The organism is Acidimicrobiales bacterium, assembly GCA_041394185.1.
Lineage (GTDB): Bacteria > Actinomycetota > Acidimicrobiia > Acidimicrobiales > Poriferisodalaceae > JAAETH01.
Map to the genome: position 1 here is coordinate 575,477 of JAWKIQ010000001.1, position 24,587 is coordinate 600,063.

25 protein-coding genes are annotated in these 24,587 nt (G+C 65.5%); 15 read left to right on the plus strand and 10 right to left on the minus strand.

Annotated features, from left to right (window positions below; all coding sequences use genetic code 11):
* The first annotated feature begins 25 nt into the window (after nucleotides 1–25).
* Nucleotides 26–817, plus strand: coding sequence for an enoyl-CoA hydratase-related protein (locus tag R2770_02790; GenBank protein MEZ5279373.1), 792 nt, complete (start codon nucleotides 26–28; stop codon nucleotides 815–817).
* Nucleotides 818–829: 12 nt separating this feature from the next.
* On the opposite strand, the gene R2770_02795 is transcribed toward R2770_02790, so the two are convergent.
* Nucleotides 830–1,924 (minus strand): phosphotransferase, encoded by a 1,095-nt coding sequence (locus R2770_02795; protein MEZ5279374.1) that lies wholly within the window; start codon nucleotides 1,922–1,924, stop codon nucleotides 830–832.
* Between the two features lie 88 nt (nucleotides 1,925–2,012).
* Between R2770_02795 and R2770_02800 the strand changes: the two genes are divergently transcribed.
* The 7 genes from R2770_02800 (at nucleotide 2,013) to R2770_02830 (ending at nucleotide 8,212) form a co-directional block, all read left to right on the plus strand.
* On the plus strand, nucleotides 2,013–2,807 hold the full coding sequence (locus R2770_02800; GenBank protein MEZ5279375.1) for a fumarylacetoacetate hydrolase family protein: 795 nt from the start codon (nucleotides 2,013–2,015) through the stop codon (nucleotides 2,805–2,807).
* A 1-nt stretch (nucleotide 2,808) separates the two neighbouring features.
* Nucleotides 2,809–3,972 carry a cytochrome P450 gene (locus R2770_02805; GenBank protein ID MEZ5279376.1) on the plus strand — a complete coding sequence of 388 codons (1,164 nt, stop codon included), beginning with the start codon at nucleotides 2,809–2,811 and terminating at the stop codon, nucleotides 3,970–3,972.
* Nucleotides 3,972–4,814 (plus strand): SDR family oxidoreductase, encoded by an 843-nt coding sequence (locus R2770_02810; GenBank protein ID MEZ5279377.1) that lies wholly within the window; start codon nucleotides 3,972–3,974, stop codon nucleotides 4,812–4,814. The genes R2770_02805 and R2770_02810 overlap by 1 nt, the downstream gene beginning before the upstream one ends.
* Before the next feature lie 85 nt (nucleotides 4,815–4,899).
* Entirely contained in the window at nucleotides 4,900–5,817 is a 918-nt protein-coding gene (locus R2770_02815; GenBank protein ID MEZ5279378.1) for a transporter substrate-binding domain-containing protein, read from the plus strand.
* Entirely contained in the window at nucleotides 5,775–6,674 is a 900-nt protein-coding gene (locus R2770_02820) for an amino acid ABC transporter permease (GenBank protein ID MEZ5279379.1), read from the plus strand. Before R2770_02815 ends, R2770_02820 begins: the two co-directional genes overlap by 43 nt.
* Nucleotides 6,675–6,683: 9 nt before the next feature.
* On the plus strand, nucleotides 6,684–7,439 hold the full coding sequence (locus tag R2770_02825) for an amino acid ABC transporter ATP-binding protein (protein ID MEZ5279380.1): 756 nt from the start codon (nucleotides 6,684–6,686) through the stop codon (nucleotides 7,437–7,439).
* Complete coding sequence (locus R2770_02830) at nucleotides 7,436–8,212, plus strand: GNAT family N-acetyltransferase (GenBank protein ID MEZ5279381.1); 777 nt, start codon at nucleotides 7,436–7,438, stop codon at nucleotides 8,210–8,212. The genes R2770_02825 and R2770_02830 overlap by 4 nt, the downstream gene beginning before the upstream one ends.
* An 81-nt stretch (nucleotides 8,213–8,293) precedes the next feature.
* Here the strand turns inward: R2770_02830 and R2770_02835 are convergent, their stop codons facing one another.
* The 4 genes from R2770_02835 to R2770_02850 form a co-directional block, all read right to left on the minus strand.
* Nucleotides 8,294–10,405: an MMPL family transporter gene (locus R2770_02835; GenBank protein MEZ5279382.1), complete on the minus strand. Its 2,112-nt coding sequence runs from the start codon at nucleotides 10,403–10,405 to the stop codon at nucleotides 8,294–8,296.
* Nucleotides 10,406–10,493: 88 nt separating this feature from the next.
* Complete coding sequence (locus R2770_02840; protein MEZ5279383.1) at nucleotides 10,494–10,823, minus strand: metalloregulator ArsR/SmtB family transcription factor; 330 nt, start codon at nucleotides 10,821–10,823, stop codon at nucleotides 10,494–10,496.
* Between the two features lie 56 nt (nucleotides 10,824–10,879).
* Nucleotides 10,880–11,305: a hypothetical protein gene (locus R2770_02845; GenBank protein MEZ5279384.1), complete on the minus strand. Its 426-nt coding sequence runs from the start codon at nucleotides 11,303–11,305 to the stop codon at nucleotides 10,880–10,882.
* On the minus strand, nucleotides 11,302–12,564 hold the full coding sequence (locus R2770_02850) for a cytochrome P450 (protein MEZ5279385.1): 1,263 nt from the start codon (nucleotides 12,562–12,564) through the stop codon (nucleotides 11,302–11,304). Before R2770_02850 ends, R2770_02845 begins: the two co-directional genes overlap by 4 nt.
* 22 nt (nucleotides 12,565–12,586) lie before the next feature.
* On the opposite strand from R2770_02850, the gene R2770_02855 reads away from it, so the two are divergent.
* Together R2770_02855 and R2770_02860 are read left to right on the plus strand one after the other, a co-directional pair.
* Nucleotides 12,587–13,798 carry a cytochrome P450 gene (locus R2770_02855; GenBank protein MEZ5279386.1) on the plus strand — a complete coding sequence of 404 codons (1,212 nt, stop codon included), beginning with the start codon at nucleotides 12,587–12,589 and terminating at the stop codon, nucleotides 13,796–13,798.
* A 34-nt stretch (nucleotides 13,799–13,832) separates the two neighbouring features.
* On the plus strand, nucleotides 13,833–14,324 hold the full coding sequence (locus R2770_02860) for a 2,4'-dihydroxyacetophenone dioxygenase family protein (protein ID MEZ5279387.1): 492 nt from the start codon (nucleotides 13,833–13,835) through the stop codon (nucleotides 14,322–14,324).
* Nucleotides 14,325–14,343: 19 nt separating this feature from the next.
* Here R2770_02860 and R2770_02865 read toward each other — a convergent pair whose 3' ends face one another.
* Entirely contained in the window at nucleotides 14,344–15,258 is a 915-nt protein-coding gene (locus R2770_02865) for an NAD(P)-dependent oxidoreductase (protein MEZ5279388.1), read from the minus strand.
* A 5-nt stretch (nucleotides 15,259–15,263) separates the two neighbouring features.
* Complete coding sequence (locus R2770_02870; protein MEZ5279389.1) at nucleotides 15,264–16,514, minus strand: acyl-CoA dehydrogenase family protein; 1,251 nt, start codon at nucleotides 16,512–16,514, stop codon at nucleotides 15,264–15,266.
* A gap of 112 nt (nucleotides 16,515–16,626) precedes the next feature.
* On the opposite strand from R2770_02870, the gene R2770_02875 reads away from it, so the two are divergent.
* On the plus strand, nucleotides 16,627–17,304 hold the full coding sequence (locus tag R2770_02875) for a heme-binding domain-containing protein (GenBank protein MEZ5279390.1): 678 nt from the start codon (nucleotides 16,627–16,629) through the stop codon (nucleotides 17,302–17,304).
* A 9-nt stretch (nucleotides 17,305–17,313) separates the two neighbouring features.
* Here R2770_02875 and R2770_02880 read toward each other — a convergent pair whose 3' ends face one another.
* On the minus strand, nucleotides 17,314–18,693 hold the full coding sequence (locus R2770_02880) for an MFS transporter (GenBank protein MEZ5279391.1): 1,380 nt from the start codon (nucleotides 18,691–18,693) through the stop codon (nucleotides 17,314–17,316).
* Nucleotides 18,694–18,964: 271 nt separating this feature from the next.
* Between R2770_02880 and R2770_02885 the strand changes: the two genes are divergently transcribed.
* Complete coding sequence (locus tag R2770_02885) at nucleotides 18,965–19,318, plus strand: hypothetical protein (GenBank protein MEZ5279392.1); 354 nt, start codon at nucleotides 18,965–18,967, stop codon at nucleotides 19,316–19,318.
* A 338-nt stretch (nucleotides 19,319–19,656) separates the two neighbouring features.
* Entirely contained in the window at nucleotides 19,657–19,887 is a 231-nt protein-coding gene (locus R2770_02890) for a hypothetical protein (GenBank protein MEZ5279393.1), read from the plus strand.
* Here the strand turns inward: R2770_02890 and R2770_02895 are convergent, their stop codons facing one another.
* Nucleotides 19,888–22,266 carry an MMPL family transporter gene (locus tag R2770_02895; GenBank protein ID MEZ5279394.1) on the minus strand — a complete coding sequence of 793 codons (2,379 nt, stop codon included), beginning with the start codon at nucleotides 22,264–22,266 and terminating at the stop codon, nucleotides 19,888–19,890.
* Nucleotides 22,267–22,480: 214 nt separating this feature from the next.
* On the opposite strand from R2770_02895, the gene R2770_02900 reads away from it, so the two are divergent.
* Nucleotides 22,481–23,536: a sensor histidine kinase gene (locus tag R2770_02900; protein MEZ5279395.1), complete on the plus strand. Its 1,056-nt coding sequence runs from the start codon at nucleotides 22,481–22,483 to the stop codon at nucleotides 23,534–23,536.
* On the plus strand, nucleotides 23,533–24,183 hold the full coding sequence (locus tag R2770_02905; GenBank protein MEZ5279396.1) for a response regulator transcription factor: 651 nt from the start codon (nucleotides 23,533–23,535) through the stop codon (nucleotides 24,181–24,183). The genes R2770_02900 and R2770_02905 overlap by 4 nt, the downstream gene beginning before the upstream one ends.
* Here the strand turns inward: R2770_02905 and R2770_02910 are convergent.
* Nucleotides 24,180–24,566 (minus strand): RidA family protein, encoded by a 387-nt coding sequence (locus R2770_02910; protein ID MEZ5279397.1) that lies wholly within the window; start codon nucleotides 24,564–24,566, stop codon nucleotides 24,180–24,182. The two genes, R2770_02905 and R2770_02910, sit on opposite strands and share 4 nt — an antisense overlap.
* Nucleotides 24,567–24,587 lie beyond the last annotated feature (21 nt).

A 24,587-nucleotide genomic window follows, 5' to 3' on the forward strand; every position in this document is an offset into this window, starting at 1 on the left:
CAACGATATGCGAGGCTCTCGGGCTATGGAGATTGGGCCCTTTGACACGCTGCGCATAACCGACGACGGGGCGGTGCGCATCATCGAACACAACAGGCCCAAGGCGATGAATGCCATCGACGCGGTCATGATCGACGATCTGGCCGAGGTGTTCTTGCGAACGGCAGCCGACGACGAGGTAAAGGTCGTCGTGCTGACCGGTGCCGGAAAGGCGTTCTCGGCCGGTGCCGACCTGAAGCAGATGGGTGGCCGTGCCGCCGGCGAGCCGCCTCGGGTCCAACGGCACGGCTTCCCGGCGATGCTCGAAGCCATGATCGGCTTTCCGAAGCCCCTGATCACGGCCATCAACGGTGTGGCAGCCGGTTACGGAGTCACCGTCGCCGGCCTGGCCGACCTTGTCTTCATGGCACAAACGGCGCGCGTTCGGTGCCCTTTCACGGCGTTGGGCCTGGTTCCCGAGATGGCCAGCTCGTACACGTTTCCCAGGTTGATGGGCCGCCAGCGGGCCTCGTGGTTGTTGATGTCGTCGGAGTGGTTCGACGCGGATCAATGCGTCGAGATGGGGCTGGCGATGTCGAGCCATCCCGACGAAGAGCTGATGGCCGTCGCCCTTGGGCACGCACACACCCTTGCGTCCAAGCCGCTGGCTTCGCTGGTTGCAGCCAAGGAGCTGATCGTCGGACCCCACCGTCAGGCGATGTCCGACGCTGCACTGATCGAGAATCGCTATCTCGACCAGATGACCGGCGCGCCGGCAAACCGCGAAGCGCTCGCTGCGTTCCGCGACCGACGCGAGCCCGACTTCACGGGCATGTGAATCCGATCCCCCTCAGGGGATCAGAGCAAGGGCGTCGTTGTCGACGATCGTGCGAACCGACCGGCTCAACATCTTCGACATCAGCTGGTGCTGGCGAACCTCGAACGCGTCGTAGGCCGCGAACGACGTCACCGCGTAGATCAGACAAAACGCTGCGGCGATGCGGTAGGCCGTCTTGGCGTCGTCGAAGGAGTACTCGACCCCGTTCGCCGCCAAAGTGTCGACGTAGAGCTGGATCAACTCGTCGTCGTGGCCGTGCCTGACGTCGGTGTCGACCGTCTGGCACATGAAGTAGGCAACGTCGAACAGGCCGTTGCCCACACCCATGATCTGGAAGTCCAGGATCGTCAGGTTGTTGTCTTCGTCGAACAGCAGGTTGTCGCCTCGGAAGTCGCCGTGGGCGATGGTTCTGGGCGTCGACAGGGCCGACAACATGAACTCGACGTGGCTGCCCCAAGCGTCGCCGAAGGCCTTGACCTCTGGCGTGATGTTGTGACCCTCGTGCTCGACGGCGGGGCCCCATCCGCCCTCGAAGATCTGGGGCAGGGCGACCAGATAGACCGGGTTCAGCAGCGGCAGATAGATCTCGCCCATGGCATCCAAGGTCTGCGATTCCCACCACTTGGCGTGAAACGCGGCGATCTGCGCCACAGCCGTGCGCGCCTGATCGAGGGTTGCGCCCGCCACCTGGTCGATCTGGTCTAGGTAGGCGACGTCTTCCATCACCAGGACGAAGTCTGTCGACTCGGTGTCTTGCACCGCGCCATAGCAGTGAGGCACGCCGAAGGGCAGGTCGTGGGCGTGCTCGTTGTAGAACGTGACCTCGCGCTTGTAGAAGCCCAGCACGTCAGCCGTGGCGCGCTGGGTGGGGTCGGGGGTAGGGAACTTGATGACCACAGAGGTCGGCCCCTCTGCGCCGTCGCTGTACTGGGGGTGAACTCGGTACAAAACACCCAGCAGGCCAGCGGCATCGCCCAGGCTGACCTTCTCACTGAAGATCACCGACTGGGTGTCGTCGAGGTCGCCGCTGGCGCGAAACACCTTGGTGAGCCATGCATCGCTGATGTCTTCGGGCGTGCGGATGAGCGGTATCGGAGCCAATGCCATCGTTGTTCCCCTGTCCGAGGTGGTCGCGGTCTGGTGCACAGTAGCCGCTTCTCGGTGCCGGGTACCCGGTGTGGCTATCGTTGGCGGCGTGGCAACCAGCGCTTCACGGATCGACTCATTGGCCAGGCTGTTGATCGATGCCCGCACGGCGGGCGAATCGATCGACTCGCTGCCGCCGGCGTTCGCTCCCGCCGATGTGGTCGAGGCCCAGCTGGTCGACGACCGTGTGGCCGAGCTGTCGGGCTGGCCGGTGCTTGGCTGGAAGATCGGGTGCACCTCAGAGCACGCCCAGAAGCTGCTGGGGGCCGACGGACCATTCGCCGGCCGGATCTATTCGATACACCAGTCGGGGGTGGTGCTGGCAGACGACGAGCTGATGGTCGAACCCAAACTCGAGGGTGAGATCGCGTTCGAGATCGGCCACGACCTGGGTCCCTTCGATGGTGCCTGTGAGCGGTCGGTGGTTTCGGACGCTGTCAGCGCGGTGATGCCGGCGATCGAGTTCGTGGGCGGCCGCTTCACCACCTTCATCGGGGCTCCGTTGCTGCACGTGATCGCCGACGCCGGATCCAACAGCCTGCTGGTGGTCGGCGACCGCAGCGACCCCGCCTGCATCGACGGGCTCGATGCGGCCCAAGCTCGCATGGAGGTCGACGGCGAGATCACGGGCCAGGGTCGTGGCGCCGACGTGTTGGGCCACCCGCTGACCGCCCTGGTTTGGCTGGTCGACCACCTGAGCGGCCGGGGAATTGGGCTCAGCGCGGGCCAGATCGTCACGACCGGCACCGCCACACAGGTTTCGAAGTTGCCGGTCGGTTCAACGGCGGTGGCCACCGTCGAGGGCCTCGGGTCGGTGGCGGTCAGCCACGGGCGCGGTCACTGACGTGGGGCTCGGCGACTCGGTCACCCTGGCCGATCTCGACGCCGACCCAGATCCCATCCTGGCGCGTATGCGCGCCGAAGAACCGGTGTGTTGGGTGCCGGCGCTGGACATGTGGCTCGTGACCCGCTGGGACGATGTCGCCTTCGTCGAGTCGCGGCCCGACCTGTTCAGCGCAGCGACCGAACCGTCGTTCTTGGCCCGCGCCCTGGGGCAGAACATGTTGACTTGCGACCCGCCCGAACACACGCGGCTTCAGGCGATCATGAAGCCCCCGTTTCAGGCCGGCGGTCGCAGCGGTGCCTTCGTCTCGGACGAGTTGACCGACATCGCCGATCGACTGCTCGACTCGGTCGACCCGACCGAGGGCTTCGACCTGATGGCTCGCTACGCCCAACCGCTGTCGGCTGGGTCGCTGGCCACCGTTCTGGGCTTGGACGCTCACGGCTTCGACCGCATGTGGAGGTGGTGCGAAGGCCTGTGCGCCGACATCGCCAACTTCGAGAACGACCCCGAGCTCGAACGCCTGGGCGCGGCCACCAAGGCCGAGCTGGGTGAAGCCATCGCGCACCGCATCGCTGCCGCCTCCGCCGACCCTCAGGATCGGTCGGCGATCGCGTCGTTTGTCTCGAACGGTGCAACCCCCGCTGAGATCGTCAACAACGTGCGGCTGATGATCTCGGGTGGCATCAACGAACCGCGCGATGGCATAGGTCTGGTGGTCTGGGTTCTGCTTAGCCGCCCCGATCTGCGGCGGCGGGTGGACGAGCAGCCCGGGCTGATGCGACGGCTCGTCGAAGAGGTATTTCGCGTGTACAGCCCGGTCGGCACCGTCACCAGGCAGGCGACGGCCGATACCCAACTGGCAGGTGTACAAATCGAGCGAGGCAACCTGGTGTCTGGTGTACTTCGCTCGGTGAACCTCGACGAGTCTCACTGGAAGAACCCCACCGAGATCGACCTCGACCGGCGCGAGGGCGCCCATGCTGCGTTTGCGCTGGGCGCCCATCGGTGCCTGGGGGAGTGGTTGGGGCGCCAAGAAGTCCGCGTCGGGGTCGAGCGACTGATGGGTCGCTTCCCGCAGCTCGAATTGGACCCTGAACATCCAGTCGAGCTTCATGGTTTCGAGTTCCGTGGACCCAGAGAAGTCTGGGTCGGAGAGGTCTGATGAGAATGGCCGAAGCACCTGTAGCGATGGTCATAGGCGCCACCTCCAAGTGGCAGTCCGACGGGCGCAACACCCACCTGGTGCACGGCGGCGATGTCGATGACTCGGGCTTCGAACCCGAGGTTCGCTGGGGCGTGGGTGGTGCAATCGCGCTGAGGTTCGCAGCCGAGGGCTACCGGGTGGTCGTGACCACCCGCTCGGCCCCGAACGCCCACGGATTGCGCCAGGCGATCGTCGACCGGGGTGGTTTGTGCGACATCGTGCAGCTCGACCTGTCCCAAGACGACTCGATCGCAGAGGCCTTCGCCCTGGTGCGTTCACAGTTCGGTGATCCCGAGGTGCTGGTCTACAACGCCGGCTACATCGACGGCCGCGATCTGCCGTCCGAGATGGAGCTGCTCGAGAACATGCCAAACGAGGTCTTCGACACGGCGATGGCGGTCGCCTGCCGCGGACCGTTCATGGTGGCCAAGCAGGTGCTGCCCGCGATGCGCGAGGCCGGGCGCGGTTCGTTCTTCATCACCAACAACTCGTCGTCGTTGCGCGGACGTAAGCGCCATACGGGCCAGTCGCTGTACTACCCCAGGGTGATGATGCGCACCCTCGCTCAGGTGCTCACCGAGGAATACAGCGAGTTCGGTGTCCATGTCGCCAACGTGATCGTCGACGGCCTGATCGACTCGCCTGGCACCCGCACGTTGCCGATGGCGCAGAAGAACCCGGCGTTGGTCATCAGCCCGGCGGCCATAGCCGACGCCTATTGGTACCTGCACACCCAGGACCGGTCGGTGTGGACCCACGAGTTGCAGCTGACACCCCACGTGTCGAAACCGAGCTTCTGAGCGTCGCGGCGCCCGGTAACATCACCGGCGCCGTCCCAGGGCTCTGTTACGTTCCCCGGGCAGCTGATTCCAGGAGGGAAACAGAATGAAGCTCAAGCACCTCACCCCCAGATACCTATTGGCGCTCCTGCTGGCGATGACGATGTTGCTCGCCGCATGCGGCAGCGACGGCGACGACTCGTCCAGCGATTCGGGCGATTCGAGCACCGAAACCACCGCCGTCGACTCGGGCGACGCAGCCGATGCTTGCGCAGAGCCGCCGACCAAGACTGCCGGAGTCTTGACGGTCGCCACCGGCGAGCCGGTGTTCCCGCCCTGGATGGGCGTCGGCGACGACAACTTCGACGTTCCCGAGTCGGGCACAGGTTACGAGAGCGCCCTTGTCTACGCCCTGGCCGACGAGCTGGGTATCGACACCGTCGAGTGGGTTCGTACCGGCTTCGACGAGGCCGTGGCGCCTGGAGAGAAGGCCTACGACTTCAACATCCAGCAGTACTCGATCACCGCAGAGCGTGACGAGGTCGTCGACTTCAGCGACGGCTATTACCAGGTCGAGCAGGCCATCATCGGTGCTGCCGACAGCCCCGCGGCGTCGGCAACCAGCATCGCCGACCTCAAGGGCCTGCGTCTGGGTGCTGCCATCGGCACGACCAGCCTCGACTACATCGACAACGTGATCGAGCCCGACAGCCCGGCCCAGGTCTACGACGACAACGCGGCCGCCAAGTCGGCCTTCGACGCCGGCCAGGTCGACGGCATCGTGTTCGACCTGCCCACCGCCTACTTCATCACGGCAGTCGAGATCACCGATGCTTCGATCATCGGCGTGCTTCCCAAGGTGGGCGACAACCCCGAAGAGCTCGGCATGCTGTTCGAAGAGGGCAGCCCGCTGGTCGCCTGCGTGAACGAGGCGTTGGCCACCCTGAGGTCGAACGGCACCATCGACGCTCTGGAGGACGAGTGGCTGAACCAGGGCGGGTCGGTTCCCAGCCTCACCAACTGAGTGGTTCGGAGGGTGAGCGGCCGGCCAGGCGCCGGCTGCTCACCAAGCCGTCCTTCCTCGACGAGGAGGGTGCTCGCGGGGTGATCATCGCGATGGTCTCGACCATCGTGTTCTTCGGCGTCGCCACCGTGCTCGTCCTCAACAGCCCGAACTGGCCCAAGCTCAGAGACCAGTTCTTCAACGCCAGCGATTTCAGCGCCAGCGCTCCCGACGTCGTCAGGGGGTTCTGGCTCAACATCGAGTTGTTCTTCTGGTCGATGTTGGTGATACCGGTGCTGTCGTTGGTGGTGGCGGTCATGCGCAGCCTGCGGGGCCCCGCCTTCTTTCCGATCAGGATGCTGGCGGTCATCTACACCGACCTGTTCCGCGGCATACCCCTTTACCTGCTGATCGTGTTGCTGGGTTTCGGGTTGCCGGCGCTCAGCCTCAGCGGGTTGCCCAACGGGGTCAAGTTCTGGGGGTTGGCCGCGCTTTCGCTCAGCTATTCGGCCTACACGGCAGAGATCTATCGGTCTGGCATCGACGCCGTGCCCGAGAGCCAACGCTCTTCGGCTAGAGCGCTGGGCCTCACCCAGTGGCAGGCGCTGCGATTCGCGATCTTGCCCCAGGCCATCCGCAACGTCGTCCCGGCCTTGATGAACACCGTCGTGAGCCTGCAAAAAGACGTGGCGCTGATTTCGGTCCTGGGAATCCGTGACGCGGTACGCGAAGCCGAGATCTACAAGTCGCGCACGTTCAACTACACGTCCTATGTGGTGGCGACGCTGCTGTTCTTGGCCATCAGCATCCCGTTGACCCGCTTCGTCGACTGGTACACGGCCCGCGACCGAGCCATGCGCTCGCAGTCGCAGGTCTGAGGTGATGCCATGAACCAGAACCCTCCAAAGCTCGAACTGCGCGGCGTTCACAAGGCCTTCGGCGACAAGGCGGTGCTGAACGGGATAGATCTGGTGGTCGATGACCACGAGGTCGTCTGCCTGATAGGGCCCAGTGGCTGCGGCAAGTCGACGCTGCTGCGCTGTGTGGATCTGCTCGACCCCATCGACGCCGGATCGATTCACCTCGACGGCGTCGACATAACCCGCAAGGGGGTCGACGCCAACCAGGTTCGGCGCTCGATCGGCATCGTGTTTCAGTCGTACAACCTGTTCCCGCACATGACGGTGCTCGACAACGTCACCCTGGGCCCTCGCCGGGCCCTGGGTATGAAGAAGGCCGACGCCGAGGCCAAGGCCATGGAGCTGCTCGGCCGTTTCGGCCTGGCCGACAAGGCCGGCGAGTACCCCAACCGCATCTCGGGTGGCCAGAACCAAAGAGCCGCGGTGGTCAGGGCGCTGATGGGTGACCCAGACGTTCTGTTGCTCGACGAGATCACATCGGCGCTAGATCCTGAGCTGGTCGGCGAGGTGCTGTCGGTCATCCGAGATCTGGCCCAGCGCGGCCTCACCATGATCCTGGCCACCCACGAGATGGGGTTCGCCCGTGACGTGGCCACCTCGGTGAGTTTCCTGCACGAGGGTCGCGTCCTCGAGTCGGCCCCGCCTGCCGAGCTGTTCTGCGACCCCAAGTTCGAGCGCACCAAGCAGTTCTTGGCCCGTGTCAGCGAGGCCGGGCGTTTGTGAGCGTTCCCGACGGCGCGAGGTTGGTGACCGACCCGCACGAACTCGAGGTCCACTTCGGCGACATCAAGGCGGCCCACATCTATGCCCTTGTCGATCTCGAGGAACCCTTCTGGTCTGGTGGCACGTGGTACATACGCGACGGCGCAGCGGTCGGAATCGTCGAGATGCCCGGCGACGACTGGCAGGCCGTTTACGCGGTCTCTACCCGGGCGCCGCAAGCTTCGCTGTCGTTGGTGGCCGATCTGGTCGACCGCTTCCCGCCCGGCCAGTTCGTCACCGCTTCGGCCGGGCTTCAGTCTGCGCTGGCGGGGCGGCGTGAGGTGCGCTGGTGCCGCCCGCACATGCGTTACAGGTTGGCCGACCCCACAGCTGTGCCCGGGCCCGATCCGCGGGTGCAGCCGCTCGACCGCTCCGATCTGACCCACCTCCAGAACCTGTACGCCGAGCCCGACTCGGCCTTCCTGTTGCCCCACATGGTCGACGACTCGACGTTCGTCGGGGTGTTCGACGGCGACCGGTTGGTCGCCGCGGCGGGCACCCATGTGGTGTCGGAGTCGAAGCGAATCGCCGCGATCGGAGCCGTCTATGTGTCGCCTTATTGGCGCGGCATGGGTCTGGGACGGGCCGTGACGGCCGGAGTTGTGCATCGGTTGGCCGGACGGGTCGACCTGATCGGTCTGAACGTCGCCGCCGACAACAAGGTCGCCCGCTCTGTCTATGAGGCGATCGGCTTTGTCCCGTTGCTCGCCTACGACGAGGCCGAGCTCGTCTGAGGGTGCCCAAAAACGGCGCTGCCCCGGCACCCGCAAGGGCGCCGGGGCAGGTCGAACGACTGCGGTCGGGGGTGGCCCCGATCAGTGGGCGAACTTGATGTCCGGAAGCACGCGGTCGACAGCCTTGGGCAGCCACCAGGCCCGGTCGCCGATGATGTAGAGCGTTGCGGGCACCAGAACCATTCGAATCAGCAGCGCATCGAGCAGCACCGCCGTGCCGAGGATCAGGCCCATCTCCTTCATCGGAAGGGTGCCGGCGATGGCGAAGGTGAAGAACACCGCGACCATGATTCCCGCCGCGGCGATGATGGGTCGGCCTGTGTGGGCGATCGAGCCCTGAACGGCCTCATCGGGGTCGTTCGAGCGCTCGTAGTGTTCTCGGGTCGATGCCAACAAGAACACCGTGTAGTCCATCGAGATCGCGAACACGAGGGCGAAGAAGAACAGGGGCGCCCACGAAGTCAGGTAGCCCTGACTCTCGAATCCCATCAGGTCGGCCGCCCAGCCGCGTTGGAACGCCAGAGCGCCCACACCAAAGGCCGCTCCTACCGACAACAGGTTGAAGATCACGCCTACGAAGGCGACGACCACCGCCTGAAGGGCCAGCAGCAACAGGGCGAAGCCCAGCACCAGCACCACGCCCATGACGAGCGGAGCCTTCGAGCGCAGCGTGTGGTCGAGGTCGTGGTTCTCGGCCACCGGACCACCCACCAGCACGTTGGACGGCAGGTTGTCGCGGAGACGACCGATGGTGGCGATGGCTTCGGCAGACGATGGGTCGTACATGCCCACCGCCTGAATCATCGAGGCGCCTTCCATACCGGGCTGAGGAGGAAACGCCATGGCGATTCCCTCGGTGGCGCCGACGGTTGCGGCGACCGTCTCGGGGTCGCTGCCGGCGGGGACGATCACCTGGATGGGGCCAGGGCCGCCCGGTCCGAACGACTGGGCCAGGTAGTCGTAGCCCTGTCGGGCCTGCTCGTCCTTGGGCAGCATCGAGATGCTCGGCATGCCTGTTTCGAGGTTCAGCACAGGGAATGCCAGCGCCAGCAGCACCACAACGGCGCCAGCGGCCACGGGAACCTTGTGGCGGCGGATGCGCTCTGCGAAGGCGGCGAACCTGGGGCTGCGGTGATCACCCACCGAGTGCCAGGGCAGCGCACCCTTGTCGATGCCGGGGCCCAACAGAGCGGGCAGCAGGGTCAAGGCGGCCAACAGCACGAAGCTCACGGCCAGCATCATCCCGGCAGCCATCGACTGGAACGCGGGAATCGGCACCAACAGCACCGCCGAGATCGATATCAGCACGGTGATGCCCGAGAACAGCACGGCCTTGCCCGCGGTGTCCATGGTGATGCCCGTTGCGTGCTGAGGGTCGTCGGGGAATGCGTGCAATGCAGCGCGATAGCGGGTGACGATGAACAGGGCATAGTCGATGCCCAGAGCCAGAGCGAACATCATGGCGAAGTTGAGCGTCCAGACCGACAGGTCGGTGACCTGCGTGATTCCGTACAGCACACCCATCGACGCCAGCAGGCCCGCAGCGGTCAACAGCAAGGGTAGGCCTGCGGCCGCAAGGGTGCCGAACGCAATGACCAGAATCACGGCGGTGACGGGCCAGGTGAGAACCTCGGCCTTCTTCATACCCTCTTCGTTCACGGCGTTGAAGTCGTGCCAGAAGGCCGGCGAGCCGGTGAGGGCGACGGTGAAGTCGCCGCCTTCGTCCGTTGTCGACAGGGCGCCGATGTCGTGGCTGATGCGCTCGGCGGCGCGTACGGCCTCGGTCGGATCGACCAATGCCCCAGCCTGGATCATCACGGTCTGGCCATCCATGCCTGGCTGGGCGGGCATCGGCTGGCCGAAGGCGGCCTCTGCGTTCAGTACCTCGACGGCTTCGTCGATCTTGGCCTGGAACTCTGGCGTTTGATAGTTCAACGAGTCGCTGTGAATCACCACGGCCGCCGACTGAGACGACAGCCCACCGAACTGCTGGTCGATCACCTCGCGGGCGGCCAACGAGTCGCTGCCCTTGACCTCCCACATGGCGCCCGAGAGTGCGCCGGGCAGGCTGGGGGCGAACACGCCCAGACCGACCGCCACCACCGCCCAGACGGCGATGACGAGCTTGCGGTTGGCGTGAGCCCAGCGGCCGAGTCTGGCCAGGGGTGTGTGGTCGATGGGTTCATCGATCATGGACTATTACTCCTCAACGATGTAGCGATGAAGCGGCGACGCGGCCGTTCTCGTGTTCTGGGTGCCGTGTGGCGGGAGGGTCGGTCGCCTATGAGGCGAAGGTTCGGGCGTTGTCGGCGACCTGTGCCCGCAAGCGGTCGCAGACGATCGAGCACAGCGGCACCAGGCTCGGGTCACAAATCGAATAGAACGCCGCTGTGCCTTCGGGGCGGCGACTCACGATGCCTGCCGATGCCAAGATCCGCAGGTGTTTCGAGATGTTCGCCTGGCTGCTGTCGAGCCTCTCGACGAGCTCGCTGACGTTCATCTCGCCCTCATCGATGAGTACGCGGATGATCGACAGTCGGGTCGCGTCGCCGAGTACGCGGAAGCGATCGGCGACGTGTTCGAGAAGTTCTACAGGGAAGCCCTCGGGCATGGTCTGAAACTATATGACCATGCAGCGATGAAAGCAGCCATTTGTCCGTACATAGCTCAGAGCTGCAGGGCCGGATCGTCCGACGCGCACACAACTGTGTGGTCATGAGCCAGATCGGTCAGCAGCTGGGCCACCACCCTGCGCCGCCGCGGGTCGAGGCCTGCGGTCGGGTCGATCAGGCACAACACCTCGAAAGGGCGAGCCAATGCGATCAACAGGGCGCAGGTCTGGCGCTCTCCTCGGCTCATCGGACGCGGCACGCGGTCCAACAGGGCCTCGGCGTCCAGGGCATCGATGGCCCAGTCGCCCAGATCGGTGGGTTCGTCCAGCCCGGCCCCACGCGCCGATGCGATCATCTGGTCGGCCAGGGTCACGTCGTCCTCGATGCGAGGAGGTGTGTCGACCAGCACAGTGTTCAGCGGCGACCGCTGCGCGCGGTGCCTGATCGAATCCGAAGCCGCCAGCGGCAGCAGTTCGATCACCACACGACGGGCAGGTGATCGATGCCCAGAACGAAGTTGCCCGCCCGCTCTGGCTGCCACACGTCTGGCTGTGCCAAAGCGATGGCGGGAAGCCGGTCGAGGACCTCCTCGAACAGGACGCGCAGCTCGAGCTTCGCCAACTGGGCACCCATGCAGTAGTGACGACCGTGACCACCGAATGCGACGTGGCGGCTGGCATCCCGGGTGATGTCGAAGCGATACGGATCGTCGAAGACCGAGGGGTCGCGGTTGGCGGCCTGGTACAGCAACAGAACCCGATCGCCGGCCAGGATCTGTTGGCCGCCCAACTCGACGTCGACGGTGGCGGTGCGGTTCATGTTGCGAACCGGCGTGACCCATCGCAACATCTCGTCGATTGCGCGCGGCAGCAGCGAGCGGTCGTTTCGCAGCATCTCCATCTGGTCGGGGTGGTGTAGAAGCGCCTCGAGCCCTCCGGCCATCACGTGGCGGGTGGTTTCGTCTCCACCCACCAGCGTCAACATCGTCTCGAACACCAGATCATCGGGTGTCAGTGGCTGGCCATCGTGGTGCATCAACAGGCTGATCAGGTCGTCGGCCTCTGGGTCTGTGCGGGTCTTCATCTGGTCGACGATGTACAGGGCCCATTCCCGCACCGCCTGGGTGACCTCGTCGCGGTATTCCTCGCCACCGATGGCGAACAGGTCAGACCAGTGCAGCAGCTTCTCCTCGTCTGCGAGGGGAAGGTCCATCAACCTGGCGATCATTCGAAGCGGTATCGGCCTGGCGATGTCGACCACGAAATCGCACCCGCCGTCGTCCACCACAGCGTCTATCAACTCGGTCACCGTGGCCCTCAGGAAGTCTTCGTGCACACGCACGGCCCTGGGGGTGAAACCGGCGCTCAGCAGCCTGCGCCTCTCGGTGTGCTCCGGCGGGTCCATGTTGATCATCGACGGAACAGAGCTGTTGGGCCTGGACCCCTTGGCGCTGCAGAAGGTCTGCCAATCGACCTCTATCCGGCTGATGTCGGCGTGGCCCACCACCGCCCAGATGCCCTCGGTGTCGTCCCAGTAGACCGGGGCGTTCTGATGCATCCATGCGAAGTGATCGAAGGGGTCGGCGTTGAAGGCCAGGCTGAGCACCTCGATTCCCTCCCGCACCGGGTGGGTGGGTTCTCGGTGCCGCACAGTGGATGTGTCGAACGAGTACCGCTTGGGGTCGCCCTCGTCGACGTCGTAGCCATCGAAGCGAGCTTGGGTCGATTCCGTGTCGGCCATTGCCCGAAGATACTGTCCGGGAGTGCCCCAAATCGATCTGCTGTCGGTGTCGAACTTCGCCGGAAGCCAGCCGCACGACCAGTTCGCGTGGCTGCGCGACAACGCTCCCGTGTTCCGCCACCCCGAGCCGGATGGGCCAGGTTTCTGGGCCGTTACCCGCTATCACGACGTGAAGGAGGTCGGCCGAGACCACGAGCGCTTCTCGTCGCGACCCACCGTGATGATCGCCGATCCGTCCGACGCGTCGGCGCTGGGTGACGAACACGTGATGATGCTGATGGCCGATCCGCCGCTGCACACCCGCATGAGGCGACTGGTAGCTCGCGACTTCACCCCCAAGGCGGCCTCGGCGCTGCAGGGCCGGGTCGCAGAACTGGCCACACGCATCGTCGACGCGGTGATCGAGCGGGGCGAGTGTGACCTGGTCACCGACGTGGCCGGCGAGATGCCCAGCTTCGTCATCGCCGACATCCTCGGAATACCCCTGGACGACGGCCGCGAGCTCTATCACCTGACCGAAGCCCTTCATGCCAGCGACGAGGTTCGCACCCGAGAAGAACGGGCCGAAGCCCTGCTGCAGATGTTCGCCTACGCCGGCAAGACCTATCACCGCAAGCGAGCCAACCCATCGCAAGACCTGGCCTCGTTCCTGGCTTCGGCCGAGGTCGATGGCAAGCCCATCGACGAGATCGATTTCGCCTTGTGGTTCATGCTGCTGGTCGACGCGGGCGGCGACACCACCCGCAACCTGATCGGTGCCGGGTTCGATGCTCTCTTCGGGCACCCCGATCAGTTCGACTGGCTGCGGGCCGATCCAGAGGGGCGGCTGCCGGCTGCAATCGAGGAGCTGCTGCGCTGGGTGAGCCCTGTCGTTCACATGCGCCGAACGGCCACATGCGATACCGAGCTCGCCGGCCAAGCGATAGCCGCGGGCGACAAGGTCGTCATCTTCTACGGCTCGGCCAACCGCGACCCTGCGGTGTTCGACCGCGCCGACCGCCTGGACCTCGGCCGCACCAACAACCCACACATCGCCTTCGGCGGGGGAGGGCCTCACTATTGCCTGGGGGCCAACCTCGCCAGGGTCGAGATTGCCGCCTTGATGAGTGAGGTCTTGGGTCGTATGGATGACCTCGAGCCTGCGGGTGACCCCACCTGGATGGGATCGAACTTCGTGTTCGGGCCCACCAGCCTGCCGGTTCGCTTTCGGCCCGGCACCCGCATTGGGTCATGATGGGTTGACCCAGCCGACTCCAGGGGGAACACACATGGCAGCAGCGATGACCGCATTCGACCAACCCACCGTTCACCGGGGTGCAGACGACCTGCCGTTCGTCGGGCGCCGCGATGGGGTGCAGGTTCAGGTGTGCCAGGTCGACTTGGCACAGGGAGTGTGGGTGGTGCGCACCAGGTTCGCCCCGGGTACCACCTTGCCCAGGCATCGTCACACGGGCCAGGTGTACGCGTTCACCGAGTCGGGCTGCTGGTACTACCTCGAGTCGCCCGAAGCGGTCAATCGCACCGGTTCGTACCTGTTCGAGCCGGCGGGTTCGACCCACACGTTGCACGTCCCAGACGACGCGGGCGACACGTTGGTGTCGTTCGTGATCTGGGGCGCAAACCTCAACCTCGACGATGACGACAACGTCGTCGATGTCACCGATGCGTTCTCGGTGCTGGAGACCTACCGCTCCGCGTGCGCAGAACAACTGGGTCTGTCAGACCCGCCCGTGATCGTGGTGTCGTCCCCGTCGGCCTGAAGCACAGAGGTTCGGGTTCTCACAACGAGGTGACGATGGTCGCAGGGCGACCTTCCAGCACAGCGATGGCGTTGTCTATCGCGTGTTCGAACAGCCGTCGCCTGCCTGCCCTGGTCGAAGACGCAATATGGGGCGTCACGATGGCGCGCTCGTGCAACAGCAACGGGTGCCCTTCGGGCAGAGGCTCTGGGTCGGTGACGTCCAGGCCAACACCGGCGACGTGACCCGACTCGAGCGCCTTCAAAAGGGCGTCGTGGTCCATCAGCGCGCCACGGGCGCAGTTGATCAACCGAACGCCTGGCTTCATCACCTCTAGCGAGCCGGCGTCGACCATGCGGTAGGTGTCGGCTGTGGCCGGGGCGTGCAGCGAGACGATGTCCGAGCTCGCCCACACCTGTGCCAATGGCACCAGCTCGACACCCGGCACAGGGCACACATCCAGGAACGGATCGTGGGCGATAACCCGCATCTCCAGCGCCAACGCAGTGCGGGCCACACGGCACGCGATGCGACCCAAGCCGACCAGCCCCAGTGTCGACCCGGCCAACTCGAGGGTCTCGACAGGCACGACAGGCCCCGCCAGACCGTGGCCTGCGCGTGCGGTCTGCCTGGGCAACTCGCGCGCCACCGCCAACATCAGGGCGATGGTGTGCTCGGCGGTGGACACGGTGGGCGACTCGGGTGCGTTGCAGACCACGATGCCCCGCTGTGCTGCGGCTACGACGTCAACGGTGTCGTAGCCGATGCCGGCGCGCGATATGACCTTCAGTGACGCGAATCGATCCATCGCCTCGCCCGTCCATGGGAACATGCCGGCGATCACGCCCACGGCGGTGTCGAAGCCGTCGTCTGGCCCCACCACCTCGGCTCGGCCGTCGACCAGGTCCAGGTACTCGTCCGGGAATGGTCGGTCTGCGTACAGGATGTGCGTCATCGGGGCTAGTTGCCGAAATCCCAGCTCTCGCCCCTGTGGTAGCGGCCCAGCACGTTCTTCGCGATGAGGATCTTGTGCACCTCGTCGGGTCCGTCGGCCAAGCGCAGGGTACGAGCGCCCTGGTACATGCCTGCCAGCGGCAGGTCACCCGACACACCCGCGCCGCCCCACACCTGGATGGCCCGGTCGACCACCCGCTCGTAGGCGGCGGGCACGAACACCTTGATCGCCGAGATGTCGGTGCGGGCGTCGATGTCGTTCTCCATCTTCTCGGCGCAGTTGAGGGTCATCAGGCGCGCGGCCTGGATGTCCATGTAGCTGTCGGCGATCATGCCCTGCACGAACTGCTTGGTCTCGAGCAGGCCGCCGTGAACCTCGCGGCTCATGGCCCTCTCGACCATCAGGTCGAACGCCCGCCACATCTGACCGATCGAGTTCATGCAGTGGTACACGCGGCCCGCGCCAAGGCGGTCCTGGGCTGCCCTGTGCCCGCTGCCGGTTGCGCCCAACTGGTTCTCGACCGGCACCCTGACGTTGTCGTAGATGATCTCGCAGTGGTCGCTGTCGCGACCCCAGACGTTGATGCCCCTGACGATGTTGACGCCCGGTGCGTCGGCCGGAACGATGATCTGGGTCATCTTGCCGTTGGCTCCACTGGGGCCACCCGGATCCTCGGTGCGGCACATGACGATGAAGAAGTCGGCCCGCTTGCCATTGGAGGTGAACCACTTGTGGCCGTTGATCACCCAGTCGTCGCCGTCGCGCCTGGCCGTAGTCTTGATCGACCGCGGGTCTGAGCCGGCGTTGTCGGGTTCGGTCATCGAAAAGCCCGACTCCATGTCGCCCGCGATCAGCGGCATCAGCCACTTCTGAATCTGGTCTTCGGTGCCGTACTTGACCAGGATCTTCTGGTTGCCCGAGTTGGGGGCTACCACACCGAACAGCGACGCCGCGCCAACGGCATATGCCAGCACCTCGTTCATGTAGGCGTGTTCCAGGAAGTTGAGGCCCGCACCGCCGTACTCGGTTGGAAGGTGGGGCGCCCACAGACCCGCCTGGCGCACCTTTTCCTTGATCGACTCGCGCAGTTCGCGAGCCTGCTGGCGGTCTGAGTCTGTGAAGCTCATGCCGCGACGCTCGCCCCACAACATGTTCTCGTTGGGCAGGATCTCGTCGTTGACGATCTTGGCCGTCAGGGTGCGGATCTCGTTGATGCGATCCGACACCGTCGGGATCGGCTTGACGTTCATCTTCATTGGGGCTCGATTCGCTGGCGTGTTCGCGGGTGCTCCATCGTCGCCACACCGGAGTGCTCAGGTCAAAAGCCGATTGCCGACAGCGGCCGACGGCTGGCGTATCGTTCGCATCATGAACCGCTTCCTTCTCGCCCTGGGCGCGCTCGGGCTGGTGTTCGGGCTGGTCTTCGGCCTCCTTATGGGGTTCGTTCCCATCGTTGCTGTCGCATTGTTGGTCTGGCTGGTGGCCATCGCCGTCGACCGGCTCCGGCGGCGCCGGTCCCCGGCTTCATCTTCCGGAGTGGGCGCCGCGGTCGGGGCCTATGCCGCTGCGTTCGTGGTGGTGATGTTGCTGATCCAACTGGTGCCCTATGGCCGGGCTCACGCCAACCCCGAAACCACCGGCGAGCCCCAGTGGGCCAACGCACGCACACGCGAACTGATGGTCAACGCGTGCTACGGATGCCACAGCAACGAGGTCGAGTATCCGTGGTACGCCAACATCGCCCCCATCTCGTGGGGTGTGCAGCACCACGTCGAGGAGGGCCGCGGGGCGGTCAACTACAGCGAGTTCGGCACCTCACGCGGCCACTGGGACGAAACCATCGAGGTGATCCTCGAGGGCGAGATGCCGCCCGCGTACTACACCAGGTTCGGCCTGCACCCCGAGGCCGATCTGACCGATGCCGAGATCGAGGAACTGATTGCCGGTCTGCGCGCCACCCCTGGCCTGGGCGAGCACGAGGACCACGATGATCACGAAGATCACGAAGACGACCAAGACCACGAGGACGACGAAGACGACGACTGATGTGAGCGGTCAGCCCGCGCTGCGGTCGTTCAGCGGCACCCACGAGACCACGAAGGCCACCGCTGCCGAGATGGCGAAGAACATCAGGGTCGCGTCGTAGTGCGACAGCGACTCCGGGCCCGTGTCGACCGTCAGCAGGGCGAACACGACCGCGGTGCCGATGGCGCCCGCCGTGTAGCGCACCGTGTTGAAGATGCCGTTGAGCTCACCGAAGTAGCGCTCGTCGATCGAAGCCAAGGCCAGGCTGTTCTGTAGAGGCGACGACATGCCCCATCCGGTGCCGTACAACAGCAATCCAGGGGCGAAGTCGGACCAGTAGTCGACCTCGGTGCCGAGCTTGGTGAACTGCCACGTCATAGCGATGATCTGAAGGAACGTGCCCAACCGGATGAAGGGGATCTGTCCGAACCGGTCGCTGAGGCGGCTGAACACGATGGTCGATGTGCTTGCGCAGATGGGCGCGATCGTGATGCCCAGGCCCACACCGAGTGTGCTGTATCCGTAGACACCGCTGAGAAACGTTGGCCACACCAGCCACGAAGACATAGAGGCGATCGATACGGCGAAGTTGCCGATGTTGGTGACCCACACGCCGCGGCTGGTCAGCAGGTGCAGGTTCAACAACGGCTCTGGGTGTCGCAGCGTCGAGCGAGCGAACACCAGCCCGGAGACGATCGCGGCCGCCAGCACCGCCAGCGTGGCAGGCGCCGTGTAGCCCCAGACCCGGCCTTGCATGATGGCCGCCACGACGCCGGCCACGGCGATGGTGCCGGTTGCGGCGCCGACAACGTCGAGCCGGTTCGTCGGAGCCGCAACCTCGACCTCGACCAACGTCGAACGGCCGACCAGCCACATCAACGCAGCTACCGGAGCGATGATCCAGTAGATCGATCGCCATTCGAGTGCGGCGATGAGGGCGGCGGCCGCCGAGGGGGCGATACCCGCAGAGATCGGGCCCGCCGAGGCCCACAGGCCGACCACCCCAGAGCGACGGTCGGCGGGGAACATGGGCAGAACCAGCGACAGCGATGCGGGCAGCAGAGCGGCGCCTCCGGCAGCCTGGGCGACGCGGGCCAGGTCGAGGATCCAGACGTTGGGCGCCAAGCCGGCGATCAACGACGACAATCCGAACACGAGCACACCGGCCAGGAACACTCGGCGACGCCCGAGACGGTCAGCGAGCCGCCCGCCCAGCGGCAACAGGGCCGCCGTTCCGATGAAATAGCCGGCTATGCCCCAACCCACCTGGGTGCTGGTGGCGCCAAGGCCCGCCTCGATGTCGTTGATGGCGATATTGGTCGCCGTCGCGCTGAACCCGATGAAGACCGTGCCCAAAGTGACCACTGCCAGCGCCTGCCAGGCGCGAGGGTCGATCTTCGAATCCGGCACCGTGGGAGGTTACGTCTGCGAGCCCTCGAGCACCCAACCCGTTGGAGGCCTGCCACCTCTGACAGGTTCGATGCCGACGCTTTCGGGGGTCGGGTACCTTGCGCGTATGCGCCGGACCCCTAGCCTGCGAGGGTTACTCGCGAGCAAGGGCTGCCAGACCTAGTTCACCATGGGATCAGTGAAACCGACACGGATCGTCAAGGCCAGACCTGGCACGGTGGCAACTTATGCGGGGGCTGCGGTTGGGCCCATTTCGTTGGGACTCCTATTCATGCTCGACGACTATTCCAGAATGCGCGGCTTGTTCACCCTCGGCATTGCTCTTCCGCTCACGCCTGTACTGCTCTGGTATTGGGCCCGACTCGTTAGATACGGAGTTGTGTCTGTTGAGGGTCGGGGCGTCTACATCACAGAGCTGTACTCAAGACCGGGCCAGCTTGTTGCTATGGCGGCGGAGGCATCTCCGGAACAAATCAGCCTGAGGCTGGATGATGTTGGCCGATTGATGCTGCAAATCGAGGGCCGTGGAACTCGTACATTGCAGTGGTATTCATTGAGGCCAGATCAAGCTGAGATCGACGCATTTAACCACCTACTTCAAACCAAATTAGTCGAGCAGGGCTGAGTCGAGATCCATGGTCTAACTTGGTCGAGCCAATGTGGCCACTGCCGGCGATTGCCAGGCGGGTTCGCACGCCTGGCATCGAAACGTGAAGGTCGTCTTGGTTGGTATGGCATGAGCGATCAGCGTTGTTGCGGCGCCGGGCGCCAGTGTCGTGGCCCTCGGGCTTAGGGGCCTGGTGACCTTGAGTGGGTGCCTGATCACTTTGGGTCTACCAGTCGCGCCCGCGGGCGCGTTTCGTCACTTTAGGTCACGGTTCCGAGCGCATCGGGTTGACACGGAGTGGTCAGTCAGCAGTCGAACAACCATCACTTCCCACAGGTGAGGCTAGGTGGGCACCCATGGGCAGTGAGTGGGCCGGCGAGCAGGAGGTGTTCGGTGCCCCCGGTGCGCTGAACGGCGTAGGCATCGAGGGAACCCCCCGTGACGAACAACATGAGCAGGCCCCCATTGCTGAAGATCCGAGCAGGGCCGACCACGAGGCCAAGGTAGGGGTTGGGCCACCGATCGTTCACTCTCACCCGCAGCTGCACTGCGCCCAGCCCAGGGGCTCTAGATGCAACGTCAGCTAGCTAGTGCACGCCGACCTCGGGCAGCAGACGGTCGAGCCAGCGGGGGAGCCACCAGTTGCGGCTGCCGAGCAGTTCCATGGTCGCCGGAACGAGCAGCATTCGCACGAGGGTGGCGTCGAGCAGCACAGCGAGCGCCAAACCCAGGCCGAACAGCTTGATCTCGCGTAGTTCCTCGAACATGAACGACCCGAACACCACCACCACGATCGCCGCGGCAGCGGAGATGACCTTTGCCGTCGATGCCAGTCCGTCTGCCACGGAGGTGTGGGCATCACCCGTGCGTTCGTACTCCTCACGGATGCGCGACAGGATGAACACCTCGTAGTCCATCGACAGGCCGAACACGATGGCGAACAGCATCAGCGGGATGTACGGGTTGATGGGCCCGCCCTCGATGCCCAGCAGCGAACCGCCCCAACCCCACTGGAACACAGCGACCACAACCCCGTACGCGGCCGTGATCGACAACAGGTTCATCACCACGGCCTTCAACGGCACCACGATCGAGCGAAACACCAGCATCAGCACCACGAACGACACCGACAACACAGCGGCGAAGAAGGCGAACATCTTCGAGCCGAGAAAGTCGGTGACGTCGATGGCGGCCGCCGCCGTGCCGGTGATGGCTACATCGAGGCCGGTTTGGGAAACAGCGTTTGGCACGACCTGGTCGCGCAGCCGACGCACCAAGTCGGTTGTGGCAGCGTCCTGGGGCGCCGCTTCGGGTACTAGGTTCATCAAGTAGGCATCGTCGGCGCCGGTGTCGGCTGCGATGGCTTCGCTTACGGCCGCAACACCATCGGAGGCAACCAGAGCGCTGCGAAGCGTGGCGACGTCGGCAGCGGTGGACTGTTCGCCTAGCTCGACGACAACAGCAAACGGACCGTTGAACCCTGGCCCGAAACCCTCGGCCAACAGGTCGTAGGCCCGGCGAGTGTCGGTGTCGGCAGGGAAATTGCCCTCGTCGGCCCAGCCGAGATCGATGCTCAGAACCGGTGCGGCCAGCGCGCCCAACACGGCCACAGCAGCGATCATCGACCCCAGCGGGTGGTTCTGAATGGTGCGGCTCCAGCGGTACGACCACGTGTCTTGCAGCCGCGGCTGCCTGCGCCTGGGCACGACACGCTTCAGAGCCGGAACGAAACGGCCGGCGACCAGCACCACGATTCCGCCGACGCCGGCCACGGCGGCGACGGCCCCGACACCCAGGCCCAACCCCAGCAGTGCGACGGCAGCGAACGCCGCGGCAGCCAGGCCGCGCCTGCGGGTCACCTCGACCCTGTACCCAGCAAAGCCCAACAGCGCGGGCAGCAGGGTGAGCGAGGCCAGCATCGTCGCCAGAACGGTCGCCGAGGCGCCCAGGCCCATGCCGCTCAACCAACCCAGGCCGACTACCACCAGCCCAGCCATCGAGATGATCACTGTCGTGGCCGCGAACACCACGGAACGGCCGGCCGTGCCGATGGCGGTTCGGGCCGCACGCAGCGGATCGGCACCTGCGTCCAGAGCCTCGCGGTGTCGCGAAACGATGAACAATGCGTAGTCGATGCCGACCCCCAGGCCGATCATCATCCCGAGCATCGTCGTGGTGTCGGGAATCGGCACGAGGTTGCTGGCGATGACGATCGAGGCCATGCCAACGCCCACACCGGCGAAGGCGACCGCTATCGGTAAGCCCATGGCCAGCACCGACCCGAAGGCCACGATCAGAACCACAACCGCGAACGCCACGCCGATCAGCTCGGTCTGGGGCGGTTCGATCGCCGCCAGGTATTGACCCCCCACGTACACGTCCAGTCCGTCGAGCTGAGGGGCGTGCTCGGCTATCAGCTCGCCGATCTGCCCCGATTCGGTGTCGTCGATGTCGGCCGCCAGGTTGACCTGGGCGAACGCCAGACGGCCCGCCAGCTCGCCACGTTGCGAGATCTGGCCGGCGCCGGCCTCGCCGTAGGGAGACACGACCGTCGCTCCCGGGCCACGCTGTGCACCGCCGTCGTCGGGGAACCCGGCGTCGATGAGATCGAAGAGGGAGGTCATCGCCGCCCTCACCCGGGGATCTTCCACCCCCTGGTCGGCGACGAACACCACGGTGCCGGACTGTCCGCCGGTGCCAAGCGACGGAAAATGACGGGCCAACAACTGCATGCCGCGTTCGCTGTCAGACCCGGGAACCGACGAACCGGCACTGAAGGCCGGGCCCATCGCTGCGGCCACGGCCATCAGCCCCACCAGGGTGGTGGCCCAGAGGGCCAGCGTGGCTCGGCGGTGGTCGAAACACCAGCCCGCGATGGCGGCCAACACCCCGCCCGGCGGTGCCTGTTGGGCGACATGTGCCGGCGGTGTGTGATCGGGTCTGGCTGGTGCGGTAGTCGAAGTCATCGTCGCATCGTCCGCCGTTTTGGCCGCACAGCGCATCACGACATCGGGCGTTTGGGCCTAGTGACCGCGGGTGACCAGCAGATGGTCCTTTCGGGTGATTACCCGCACCCACCGGCGCCCGTACGCTCTGGATGTGACCCGTGCAGCGCCGACACGACGGCCAGCTACAGAACCTCTGGGTGCTCCCGGACCGATCGGCCGCGATTGGGTCGTTGTGGCCGCAATAGTGATCGGCAGCGCTGTCGAGGTCGCCGTTCGCTCGACACCGTGGCCGGCAGCGTCGGTGTTGTTGTGCGTGGCCGTTGGCCTGCTGCTGCCGTGGCGGCGGGTACGACCACTGACGGTCGCGCTGGCTGCGTTCGGCGCAGCGGCGGTGATCGACCTGGCCGCAATAGTCGCCGACGTCGACTGGGAGGGGTTCTACACGGCGGCGTTCATGCTGCTGGTTCCCTACGCTCTGGGTCGGTGGGGCACAAACCGCCAGGTGCTGTTGGGCGCACCGGCGATGGCAGTGCCAATAGTGTTGGCCGCCGTCGGCGGCGACCCGTGGAGCGATGTCATCGGCGGCGCCGTGGTGGCCGCAGTCGCCGTCGAACTGGGGGTGTTGATCCGCTACCGGACCATCTCCAACCACCAGGCGATCGAGTCGTCTCGGTCGAAAGAGCGCGAGCAGTTGGCCCGCGAGCTTCACGACACCGTGGCCCATCACGTGTCGGTCATCGCCGTTCAGGCCCAGGCCGGCCGAACCCTTGCCCGCCGCCGGCCGGAGGCGGCCCTGGAGGCGCTCGACGTCATCGAGGAGGAGGCATCTCGCGCCCTCGAGCAGATGAGGGCCATGGTCGGGGTGCTGCGAGACGGTCGGGCGGCCGACCTGGCCCCGCAGCAGGGGGTGGCCGACCTAGCGCGGCTTGCCTCGGCAAACGGATCGCTCGACGTTCGTGTGGTGATCGATCCTGATGTCGCTGACCTGCCGCCCGCCCTGGACCGCGCGGTGTACCGGATCGCTCAGGAGGCCATAACCAACAGCATCCGCCACGCCCGCAATGCCAGCACGGTGATGGTCGAGGTCGAGGCGCATGCCGGCACCCTCACCGTTTCCGTCGTCGATGACGGAGAGCCGCCACGCCAAACCTCGACTGCGGGCTACGGGCTGGCCGGCATGTCAGAGCGAGTGAAGCTGTTGCACGGCGAGTTCGCGGCTGGCCCTGCGCCTGAACGGGGCTGGCAGGTCAGGGCCTCGTTTCCCATCCGGGAAGGCGCAGCCCGATGACCATCCGTGTATTGATCGCCGACGACCAGGACCTTCTGAGGGTTGCCTTCAGGGCCATCCTCGACGAGCAGCCCGACATCGAGGTGGTGGGTGAGGCCGCCAACGGTCGTCAGGCCGTCGAGTTGGCCAGAAAGCTGCGGCCCGACGTGTGCCTGTTCGACATACGCATGCCCGAACTCGACGGCATCGAAGCGACGAGGATCCTGGCCGGACCCGACGTGGCAGACCCCATGGCAGTCGTGGTCATCACGACTTTCGATCTGGACGAATACGTTCACGGCGCACTGAAGGCGGGCGCCAAGGGCTTCTTGCTGAAGGACGCCGGGCCCGACCTGCTGGTTCAGGCGGTCACGGCCGCGGCGCGCGGCGACGCACTGATTGCACCCAGCGTCACGGCCCGCCTGCTCGAAGCGTTCGCTTCTCCGGTGCGCAACGGCACCCCGGCCCAACCGATCGCACCCCTCACCGATCGAGAGGAGCAGGTGCTGCTGACGGTTGCCCGGGGTCGCACCAACTCCGAGATTGCAGACGAGCTGCACATCAGCCTCAACACGGTCAAGTCGCACCTGGCCAGCCTGATGACCAAGCTCGATGCCCGGAACCGGGTCGAGATCGCCATGTGGGCCTACGAGACCGGGCGGCTCTAGTTGGCGGCGACGACCGCTATCTCCATCAGCCATTCGGGTCTGGCCAGTTCGGCGACGACGACCAGCGTCGACGCCGCCTTGTGCCCTTCGAGGAACCGGTCGCGGATCGCCATCACCTCGCCCAGGTCTTGGCCGGGAACGGCGTAGGTGGTCACCGAGACCACATCGGCGGGCCCCATGTGGGCGTCGCGCAGCATGGCGGCGATGTTGGTCCAGATCACTTCGGCCTGCGAGGCGATGTCGCGAGGGACGGTGCCGTCGGGAGCGATCGGCACCACACCCGAGGTGTGCAGCCAGCGGGTGGCTTCGACCGTCAGACGGGCGTGGGCATAGTTGGCGGCCGGAGCAGCTATGTCGTCGGGGAAGATCTGGTGGTGGTGCATCGATTCGGGACCGTACTACCG

Coding starts and splice junctions, on each gene's coding strand:
- R2770_02890 (MEZ5279393.1), top strand. CDS start 19,657: ATGGGCAGTGAGTGGGCCGGCGAGCAGGAGGTGTTCGGTGCCCCCGGT.
- R2770_02790 (MEZ5279373.1), top strand. CDS start 26: ATGGAGATTGGGCCCTTTGACACGCTGCGCATAACCGACGACGGGGCG.
- R2770_02835 (MEZ5279382.1), bottom strand. CDS start 10,405: ATGATCGATGAACCCATCGACCACACACCCCTGGCCAGACTCGGCCGC.
- R2770_02860 (MEZ5279387.1), top strand. CDS start 13,833: ATGGCAGCAGCGATGACCGCATTCGACCAACCCACCGTTCACCGGGGT.
- R2770_02875 (MEZ5279390.1), top strand. CDS start 16,627: ATGAACCGCTTCCTTCTCGCCCTGGGCGCGCTCGGGCTGGTGTTCGGG.
- R2770_02885 (MEZ5279392.1), top strand. CDS start 18,965: ATGCTCGACGACTATTCCAGAATGCGCGGCTTGTTCACCCTCGGCATT.
- R2770_02810 (MEZ5279377.1), top strand. CDS start 3,972: ATGAGAATGGCCGAAGCACCTGTAGCGATGGTCATAGGCGCCACCTCC.
- R2770_02825 (MEZ5279380.1), top strand. CDS start 6,684: ATGAACCAGAACCCTCCAAAGCTCGAACTGCGCGGCGTTCACAAGGCC.
- R2770_02895 (MEZ5279394.1), bottom strand. CDS start 22,266: ATGACTTCGACTACCGCACCAGCCAGACCCGATCACACACCGCCGGCA.
- R2770_02795 (MEZ5279374.1), bottom strand. CDS start 1,924: ATGGCATTGGCTCCGATACCGCTCATCCGCACGCCCGAAGACATCAGC.
- R2770_02905 (MEZ5279396.1), top strand. CDS start 23,533: ATGACCATCCGTGTATTGATCGCCGACGACCAGGACCTTCTGAGGGTT.
- R2770_02840 (MEZ5279383.1), bottom strand. CDS start 10,823: ATGCCCGAGGGCTTCCCTGTAGAACTTCTCGAACACGTCGCCGATCGC.
- R2770_02865 (MEZ5279388.1), bottom strand. CDS start 15,258: ATGACGCACATCCTGTACGCAGACCGACCATTCCCGGACGAGTACCTG.
- R2770_02910 (MEZ5279397.1), bottom strand. CDS start 24,566: ATGCACCACCACCAGATCTTCCCCGACGACATAGCTGCTCCGGCCGCC.
- R2770_02870 (MEZ5279389.1), bottom strand. CDS start 16,514: ATGAAGATGAACGTCAAGCCGATCCCGACGGTGTCGGATCGCATCAAC.
- R2770_02850 (MEZ5279385.1), bottom strand. CDS start 12,564: ATGGCCGACACGGAATCGACCCAAGCTCGCTTCGATGGCTACGACGTC.
- R2770_02815 (MEZ5279378.1), top strand. CDS start 4,900: ATGAAGCTCAAGCACCTCACCCCCAGATACCTATTGGCGCTCCTGCTG.